At 52.0% G+C, this 8,587-nt stretch carries 7 protein-coding genes; all 7 read right to left on the reverse strand.

Translation table 11 applies throughout. The features are described from left to right. A partial coding sequence (locus tag OKC27_RS21930) for a type I restriction endonuclease (protein ID WP_270806705.1) occupies positions 1–734 on the reverse strand: 734 nt, incomplete at its 3' end. After that, a complete protein-coding gene (locus OKC27_RS21935; RefSeq protein ID WP_270806706.1) occupies positions 731–2,224 on the reverse strand; it encodes a VWA domain-containing protein in 1,494 nt (497 codons plus the stop codon). The genes OKC27_RS21935 and OKC27_RS21930, both read right to left, overlap by 4 nt. After that, a complete protein-coding gene (locus OKC27_RS21940; RefSeq protein ID WP_005344797.1) occupies positions 2,215–3,744 on the reverse strand; it encodes an AAA family ATPase in 1,530 nt (509 codons plus the stop codon). The genes OKC27_RS21935 and OKC27_RS21940 overlap by 10 nt, the downstream gene beginning before the upstream one ends. Positions 3,745–3,864: 120 nt before the next feature. Further along, a complete protein-coding gene (locus OKC27_RS21945; RefSeq protein WP_111809645.1) occupies positions 3,865–4,563 on the reverse strand; it encodes a UPF0149 family protein in 699 nt (232 codons plus the stop codon). After that, the gene (locus OKC27_RS21950; RefSeq protein WP_005344795.1) at positions 4,560–5,855 is read right to left on the reverse strand and encodes a restriction endonuclease subunit S; all 1,296 of its coding nucleotides are present in this window, start codon (positions 5,853–5,855) and stop codon (positions 4,560–4,562) included. Before OKC27_RS21950 ends, OKC27_RS21945 begins: the two co-directional genes overlap by 4 nt. Beyond that, on the reverse strand, positions 5,845–7,368 hold the full coding sequence (locus tag OKC27_RS21955; RefSeq protein WP_005344794.1) for a type I restriction-modification system subunit M: 1,524 nt from the start codon (positions 7,366–7,368) through the stop codon (positions 5,845–5,847). Before OKC27_RS21955 ends, OKC27_RS21950 begins: the two co-directional genes overlap by 11 nt. A 50-nt stretch (positions 7,369–7,418) precedes the next feature. Beyond that, positions 7,419–8,009 (reverse strand): restriction endonuclease subunit S, encoded by a 591-nt coding sequence (locus OKC27_RS21960; RefSeq protein WP_232099076.1) that lies wholly within the window; start codon positions 8,007–8,009, stop codon positions 7,419–7,421. Positions 8,010–8,587 lie beyond the last annotated feature (578 nt).

Below are 8,587 nucleotides of genomic sequence, written 5' to 3' on the forward strand. Positions count from 1 at the left end.
TTCTTGATGGCCGTCATCTCGCCATCACCGATGTCCTCCTCACGCCAGGCGGCCCAGAACTTCTCTGGCGTACCGCAGGTGCCATATCGCCCCTCGATGCCATTGATGGAGAGCAACAACTGGCTGTAGGCAAACAGCAGCGGGACCTCGTCCGGGCGCTGGTTGCGCAGGCTCTGGGAGATCCCCTCGTTGATGGTCGGCCCTTTCTTGGCATTGCCATCGGGGCGCTTGGCCTCGATCACCACCAGGGGCAAGCCATTGACGAAGCAGACGATATCCGGGCGGCGAGCCTCGATACCTGCCGAACGCATCACCCGAAACTCTTCGGTGAAGGTGAAGCGGTTATTGTGCGGGTTGTGCCAGTCAATCAGGGGGATGGTGGGGCTCACCTTCTTGCCATCAACAAACTCGGTGACGGATATGCCATAGAGCAAGTGGTTATAGAGCCGCTCGTTGGCCGCCTGCAACCCTTCATTCAGGGCCGGGCTGCACAGTTCGCTCACCAGATTGTCCACCGATTTGGCCGACAGTGGATAGGTCTTGCCCGCAAACACAAAGGTGCGCTCGGCCAGCACGCTGCGCAGTTGTTGGCGCAGCACCACCTGATCGGCCTTGTTATCCCGTGCCGCCAGCGCCTGTTCGGGGGAGAGGAAAGTCCAGCCCAACTGGGTCAGCAGGGTCAGGGCCGGGATCTTGGCGCTGTACTCTTCTTGAAATTTCGGCAAGGCCTTCATAACGGGGATGCCTCAAACTGGTTGTCAATTTTTTGCTGAAAGCCGATCAACTCATGAATGGTACTCGTCGTCGGGTTATACACCCACTCATGATCAAAGAGACTCTTTAGCCGCTGAACCATATAGGCAGAGCCGACCACCAGAGAGTAAAAGCGGTTACCCTTACCACGCTGTTGCTCGATATTTGCCAGGGTCTCCGGTGGCAGATCCGCCATGATGAAGTCAGAAATCATCAACAGGTCGGCCTTTTGGTAGGTCTCTGCGGCCATGGTTTTCAACGCATGGCCAAGGGCTGGTGCCGCATCAGTGCCACCATGAAACGACATTTTCAGAAAGTCGATTATCGACGCAAGGCCCCATTTTCCACTCAACTCCAAGGTCCTGATACCCGTAGAGAAGTTAATCAGGTAACAGGGGCGTTGCTCCTCTCTCGCTTTGGTTGCCAGAAATAGCGTCATCGCTTTGGCGATCGTCTCGGGCGCACCGCTCATTGAGCCACTGGTATCAACGCAGAGGATCATGGGGCCGCGCTTCTGCTCTTCGTTGACCTGCCTCTCCTCTTCTCGTTCAACATGCAGATGTTGAGTCTGCATACCTGCCATATCAAAGCTCATCAGTCGTGACTCTACGAACTTCAAATCAAACAGCAATGCGGTCTCGTCATCAGCCAACAGGGCTTTCTCGCTGGGTAATACATGCTCCAGATCTCGCCCCAACCGAATACCCACTATCTCCTCTCGAGAATTGATATCAGGCAGACAGAGATCCAGAGCGTGGTTGACCTTCACCCGCTCAATCTTTTCGGAGAGTTCAAGCTGCCGGATCTTGCCGAGCAAGTCGCATAACGCATGCAGCCCCTTGTCGTTTGCCAGATAGCTTGCCCACTTCTGGAACTGGGCCAGATCTTGGGCAGAGAGCTGGCCACTGGAGAGATCAACTAGCCGCCCCGGATCCAGCCCCAACGCTTCAAGCAAAGGTTGCAACTGCTGCAACAGCTTGAGCATGCTCTCCAATCGTTCCATTAACTGGTGACGCAGCTGCTCGATCCGGGTCAGCTCCCATCCATTGCGGGCTTTATCCAGCACCTTTTGCCATTCAGTAGCCAGCAGTTGGCAACTGACGACCTTATCCGCACTCGGCGGCTCCGCGTCCTGAGCGAAACTATCGGCAACCTGCTTTTGCCAAAATGGCGGGTCCACCGGGTGCTGGCTGGCTTTACAGAGCGCGAGATAATCCTTCACCGCCCCTTGAAAAGAGGCTTTGGATATATCGCCAAGCGCACTCTCTCTTCGCCAATGGTTCAGCTTGTGGGCATGCTCGGCGAATGGACACTCGCTGGTCAACGCGGCCTCAGTATCTCTCTTCCACTCCTCGATGTGCTGCGTGACCTGGCTGGTCAGCGAGCTGGAGTGAGCCAGCAATCCACCATAGCTGTCGCGGAATTCTCTTTGAGCGAGAAGCGATGCACTCTCCACCAGGCTTATTTGCATAAGGCTTCCAGCCGTTCGCAATCCTTGATACGCAGCTTGATCTGGCTTATCTGCTCCGTAATCCCATCGAGCGCAATGGCTACTTTTTCTACCGGGACAAATATGGATGCAAGACGCTGTTCATATCCCTGCTGCAAGGTCTCCACCTTGTCCAAAATGGCACTCAGCTGCGATCTGACATCTGTCACTGAAGATGAGAGTGAGTCAATCAGACGTTGGTTGATATCCGTTTTTTTATCACCTTTATGGAAAAGTATTTCTGGTTTGAAATCAAACGAAGAGTTGCTGTGAAAACTTCTTGGATTTGATATTTTACATGTTCCCTGCTTATCAAACTCGAAAACCAAGTAATCAATTTCGTTGCCAGACTTGTCCACTGGATGAAATTTACCTGCCTTGCTCATTCGCTCTGTTGGAATATATATATGCTCTTGACTGCTGCCATGACCATTAAATTTATTGCTAACTTTAAAAAAAGTTTTCTCTTTAATGAAACGACTAAGTGATTCAACCTTGTAAATATCTTCCGTACAAAAAAGCTCAATGTGAATCTCTTTATCCAGCAACGTTTTTTTGAGATCGATCTCTGCCAGATTAATACCACTGTCAAAACCGCTATCCTTGACGGCTTGCTCAACGATATCGTTAACGGCAACACGATTATCTTCATGGGTCCACAAGCAGTGCCGCAATAGCAAGGCATCACTGTGATTGGTTTCGCTGCGGCCATTAAAGAGGGCTGCGGCCTTGAGCAGTTGGGTCGCCCGCTGCCAGCGGCGGTCGGAAACATAGACCTTCAGTTTGTCATATTTGGTGGCGAGTTCAGTGCGGATCAGGCGAATAATGGTCAGGGTTTCCGGTGACAAACTCACCTCATGCAGTTGCTCTCGCCATTTAGCCCACTCATCGGCCTTCACAACAAGCGAGTCATCAATCCTGATAGCCGCCTCGGTCGGTTTACACGCCAGCAATCGTTCAAAATTATCAGACTGCTCAATGGGCCCGACCATCAGGCGGATGATAAAGCGATCATACAGCGCATCCAGCCCCTGATTGGCATCGGGTGTTTCATTCGACGCAGCCACCAAGGCTTTCAGTGGGGCCTGCTCGATCTGTTCGCCATTGCGAAAGGTGTGCTCATTGATAAGTGTCAGCAGGGTATTGAGGATCGCCGGGCTCGATTTCCATATCTCGTCCAGAAATGCGAAATCGGCCTGGGGCAGATAATGCTCGGTTTTACGAACATACCGATCTTCTTTGAGTGCCTTGATCGAGATGGGGCCAAAGACCTCCTCGGGGGTACTGAACCGGTTCATCAGATACTCGAAGTAGGCCGGATTGGCAAAGGCACAGGCGATGCGACGGGAGATCAGGCTTTTGGCCGTGCCGGGTGGGCCGTAAAGAAAGGTATTCTGACCACACAAGGCACCCAGCAGTGCCACCGAGATCACCTCCTCCCGCTCAAACATCCCTTCACATACCGCGTTGACCAGCCGTTCCATCCGTTGTTGTAATTTCATGTTTATCCCTAACTGACTGTTTATCTTATTTAATTTTTATGGTGATGCGATGCAACCAAGGCTCGCCATTCGCCTGGCCGTCACCCTCACTGAGGGGACGAGCATGGGCCGAGCGCATGATCAGTGCAAACAGCACTGCTTGAACTTCTTGCCGCTGCCACAGGGGCAGGGGTCATTGCGCCCGACCTTGGCAGGGGCCTTGGCCGGTTTCACCGATGGCACCGCGACAGGCCCGCTGTTTGGCCCCCTGTTTGGCCCCCGTTGTGCGAGAAAATAGGCGTGCAATTTCAACGCGGCAGGGCCCACTTCGGCCACGCTCTGTTGATGTTCCGGTAGCGACAGGCTGGCAAGCAGTGGCAATTGGTCATCGCTGCCATGCAGGCGGATCACCTCAAGCCAGGTATCCAGCTCCTCTGGCAAGGCTGGCCAGTTCCCCAGCGCCATGCCACGCAGATAGCCAAAGCACCACTCCTCGGCGTTGCAGATCTCTTGTTCTTCGAAAAGATTGACCATCAACACAGGGATAAAGTGCTCGGGCTGATAACAGAGGGTATGGGCCAGAATATTCATATGGCCCATGATAAGGTCCAGCGCCCGTTTCATCTCCCGCTCGGATGACCACTCGGGGGGCATGCCGCCCCAGAGCACCGGCCACCACTGGCTGGGTGATACCAGCTCGGGGCCGGAGAGCACGGCGGTCAGAAAGCCGTCGAGGGCCGACAGACTCAGCATCGAGTCGTCATTGCCATACTCCATCAACCGCTGCTCCAGCCACTCAACGTCGGCCTCGGTCATGGGGTGAAGGGTCACTTTTTTCATGCGGCCACTTCCACCTTGACCCGGCGCTTGCCGGTTAGCAGTTGCTGCATCAAGGCTTTTTTCTCCTGCTTTAGGGCATCGAGTTTCTGTTGCAGGGCGGTAATTTCTTTATCGGCTATGGAGAGAACGTTGGCAATTTTCTGCTGTTCTTCACGAGAAGGCAGCGGTATCACAATATCTCGAACCTGTACCAAACTGATTTGTGGATATGCTTGTCCTGTTGTAATACGTTCAAAGTAGTTTCTATACTTGATATCTCGCAAACAGTGGTAAATAAAATCAGTATTTACCTGTTGAGCATTCAACGTGATTTTTGCTATGTGTTGGTTAATATTGGCCTCACAAATATGGTCTGGCAGCTTACAAACCCGGCCTACATTTCCCGTAATTGTGATTAAGAGATCGCCAGTAAATACTTTTGAGCGTTTCATAGCTTCATGAGCCTCATCACAGATAAAAGCGAGGCCTGACTCTTTAAAACCATCTTCTCCAACACATTCACTACGAAGAAAAGGTATGCCTGTATCTTGCCAATCAAAACCGTAGGTAGTAGGGGTTGCCCCTTTGGTGATGAATGAGGAAACCTCTTCCATGGCGATCTCCCCCCAATCACATGGAAGGGTCGCATATGGAGTTTTTGATACTCGAGGCTTTATCCCATTGTTATCCAGCAGGCGTTTTTTGCCGGTGAGCAGTTGCTGCATCAGCGCCTTTTTCTGCTGCTGGCTATTGGCCAGCAGTTGCTCGGTGGTGCTGATCGCCTTATCCCAAGTGGAGAGAATTTTGGCGATTTTCTTTTGTTCTGGGAGTGGTGGAACAGGTAACTTAATTCCTTTTATGATGCCAACAGTCAATTGAGGCTGCGCAGATCCAAAGGATGCAGCATCGATCTGCTTTGCAACAATGGACGATCGACATAGAGCATAAAGAAATCTTGCTGAAAGTTCCGATTGGGAGGAGTCAATCACTACCATGCCTGAGTTAATGCGCATCACATCATATGGAACCGAGTCATCAAAATACGCAAATTGACCAACACTACCTCTGGTGGTAAGTACGATATTGCCTCGTTCAACCCGACCTTTCCTAAGTTTTTGGTCTTTATCCTTATTGATGAACTGCAATTCATCGAACAGAAAGCCTGATTTAGTAACGTTTTTAGCACTCAAAAACAAACAATATCCAGCTTCCAAAAAGTCAGTGGATTTTGGGTATTCTTTACCCCTGTCTCCATCAATAACCTTTATCTTTGCATCATCAATAGTCGTAGAAAGCCATCCTTTAGGCACCATAACCGAGCTCCTCCAGATACTTGGCCATCTCGGTTTCCAGCTCGGCTAGTTGGGTTTTCAGTTGTTCGCGCTCGGCTCGCACCGCCAGCAGATCGATCTCGGCTTCCTCCTCGAAGGTATCCACATAGCGGGGGATATTGAGGTTGTAGTCGTTCTCCTTGATCTCTTTGAGCGAGGCAAGGTAGGCGTATTTATCGACATTGCCGCCGTTGCGATAGGTAGCGACAATCTTGGCGATATTGTCCGCGCTCAGCAGGTTCTGGTTTTTACCCGCCTTGAACTCACGGCTGGCGTCGATAAACAGCACATTGTCGTCCACCTTCTGCTTTTTAAAGATCAGAATGGCGGCGGGGATACCGGTGCCATAAAAGAGCTTCTCTGGCAGGCCGATCACCGCATCGAGCAGGTTCTCGTCGATCAGCTGCTGACGGATCTTGCCCTCGCTCGACCCCCGGAACAGCACGCCGTGGGGCACCACGACCCCCATGCGACCACTCTTGGGTTTGAGGGTCTCAATCATATGGAGGATAAAGGCGAAATCCCCCTTGGTTTTGGGCGGCAGCCCGCGCTTGAAGCGACCGAACTTATCGTTCCCCGCTTCCTCATAACCCCATTTATCCAGCGAAAAGGGTGGGTTGGCGGTCACGATATCAAAGCGCATCAGATCACCGTTTTTATCCAGCAACTTGGGGTTGCGGATGGTGTCGCCCCACTCAATCTTGTGGTTGTCTTCCCCGTGCAGGAACATGTTCATCTTGGCCAACGACCAGGTAGAGCCGATGGCCTCCTGCCCATAGAGGGCGTAGTGCTTCTCGCCATGGTTTGCCACCACCTTGCGGCCGCACTTCATCAACAGTGACCCCGAGCCACAGGCCGGATCGCAAATGGTGTCGCCCGGCATCGGCTCCAGCAGCTCGGCAATGAGATCGGAGACTTCGGGCGGGGTATAGAACTCACCCGCCTTCTGGCCGCCGCTGGCGGCGAAGTTTTTGATAAGGTACTCATAGGCGTTGCCGATCACATCCAGGGTGCCGACCCGACTCGGTTTGAGGTTGAGCTCATCCTTGGCAAAGTCTTCCATCAGATGGCGCAGTATGGTGTTCTTCTGTTTCTCTTCGCCGAGGCGGTCGGTATTGAAGCTGATGTCCTGAAACACGCTCTTGCCCGCGTCTTTGAGCTTGGTGCCATTGGCCTCTTCGATGGCGTGCAGCGCCTGATCGATCCGCTCGCCGTTGCCCGGCTCGTGACGACGCTCGAACAGGCTGTAGAAGCTGGCCTGTTTGGGCAGCACGAAACGCTCGTTTTTGAGCATCTCTTCAATGAGCTCCGGCTCATCGCCATATTCGGCCTTGTAGCCATCGTAGTGATCCTGCCAGACATCGGAGATGTATTTCAGGAACAGCATGGTGAGCACGAAGTCTTTATAGGTATCAGGGCTGACAGTGCCGCGAAAGGTATCACAGGCAGACCAGAGGGCCTTGTTGATATCGTCCTGGTTTATCGAGGTAGTCATAAGTCACAATTCCTTGGGTATTTCTTGGAAAAATGGGCTGCTCAGCAAAACTATTTCGGTTGCTGATCGGATTGTTCGAGCAGGCTGGCAGCGATGGCCTGCATCATCTGCTCGCCGTTGCGTTGCAGTTGTTGCGTCAGACGTCGCTCTTCACGCAGGATGTTGACCATCTTCATGATGGCTACTTGTCTCGCAAGAGATGGGATGCCGATGGGGGTCTCCGCCAACACCTGACGACGAATACTTTTGGCAGCGCTGCCTTCGGCGTGAAGCTCGAAGTAGCGCTGGCAAGGGGACTGATTGAGCTGCCAGGCCAGAAATTCGGGACTGAGCGCCTCGCTATGCAACCGCACCACATAGAAGTGAGGGGCGGCTACGGCGGGCAATGGTGCAAGCCCGGTATCAACCAGCACGGCATAGTTAGTGCTGCCACGGGCCGCCACCAAGATATCGCCGGTTTGCAGCCAGTCAGGCTCCTTCTTGCTGGTAGGCTCAGAACGAAGGCAGGCAGACCAGTCAACCCCCCCTTCTGGCGAGGCATCTCTCATCTGCACCACGGCCATGCTGCCGGAATCGATCTCCGGGATCTTGCCGCGATAGGGGTGCCCAGCACTGATGGTGGCAATATGGTTCAGCTTCACAAAAAATCTCTTCATCGTTAATGATGCAGTTACAGTGTGTCGCATCTGACGCTATTGAGTCAATATCAACGCCCATTATTTTTGCATCAATAGGAATGATGCTTTTATGTGTGCCATTGACAAGAGGCAGACCCTGACCTGCCTGAAAGATCCAACCGAGATCATTTTGTAATTTAATTACAGTTAATCACCGCAAAAAATAAAAAGGCCCTGCTGTTGCAGGGCCGTTGAGTTTCCAACTCAATTGTCGGTTTCCAACTTAATTGTCCGTGATCAACAACGCAGTGAATTGCCACAACCTATGTGGTTGACATTTAATTAATTTTCTATATAAAAGCACAATAAGTCTCATAGCAATTACCTGAGACAATTACATAGCTTTTATAGCTGCCGATAATTGCGTAAGTTATTGAAATTGAAGGTTATATTTGTGCTGCAACATGTGAGAATGAGGGTTCGAATCCCTCCCTCACCGCCAAATTAAAAAAACCGACCTCATGGTCTAATGCCGATCAGTTAAGGATCCATTGACCGATCCTCCTGATGTGTAAAAATCCGAAACCTGTTGATTGGTTTCG

The organism is Aeromonas sp. QDB62 (assembly GCF_027705695.1).
Taxonomy (GTDB): Bacteria; Pseudomonadota; Gammaproteobacteria; order Enterobacterales; family Aeromonadaceae; genus Aeromonas; species Aeromonas allosaccharophila.

Coding starts and splice junctions, on each gene's coding strand:
- OKC27_RS21950 (WP_005344795.1), bottom strand. CDS start 5,855: ATGGTGCCTAAAGGATGGCTTTCTACGACTATTGATGATGCAAAGATA.
- OKC27_RS21940 (WP_005344797.1), bottom strand. CDS start 3,744: ATGAAATTACAACAACGGATGGAACGGCTGGTCAACGCGGTATGTGAA.
- OKC27_RS21955 (WP_005344794.1), bottom strand. CDS start 7,368: ATGACTACCTCGATAAACCAGGACGATATCAACAAGGCCCTCTGGTCT.
- OKC27_RS21935 (WP_270806706.1), bottom strand. CDS start 2,224: ATGCAAATAAGCCTGGTGGAGAGTGCATCGCTTCTCGCTCAAAGAGAA.
- OKC27_RS21945 (WP_111809645.1), bottom strand. CDS start 4,563: ATGAAAAAAGTGACCCTTCACCCCATGACCGAGGCCGACGTTGAGTGG.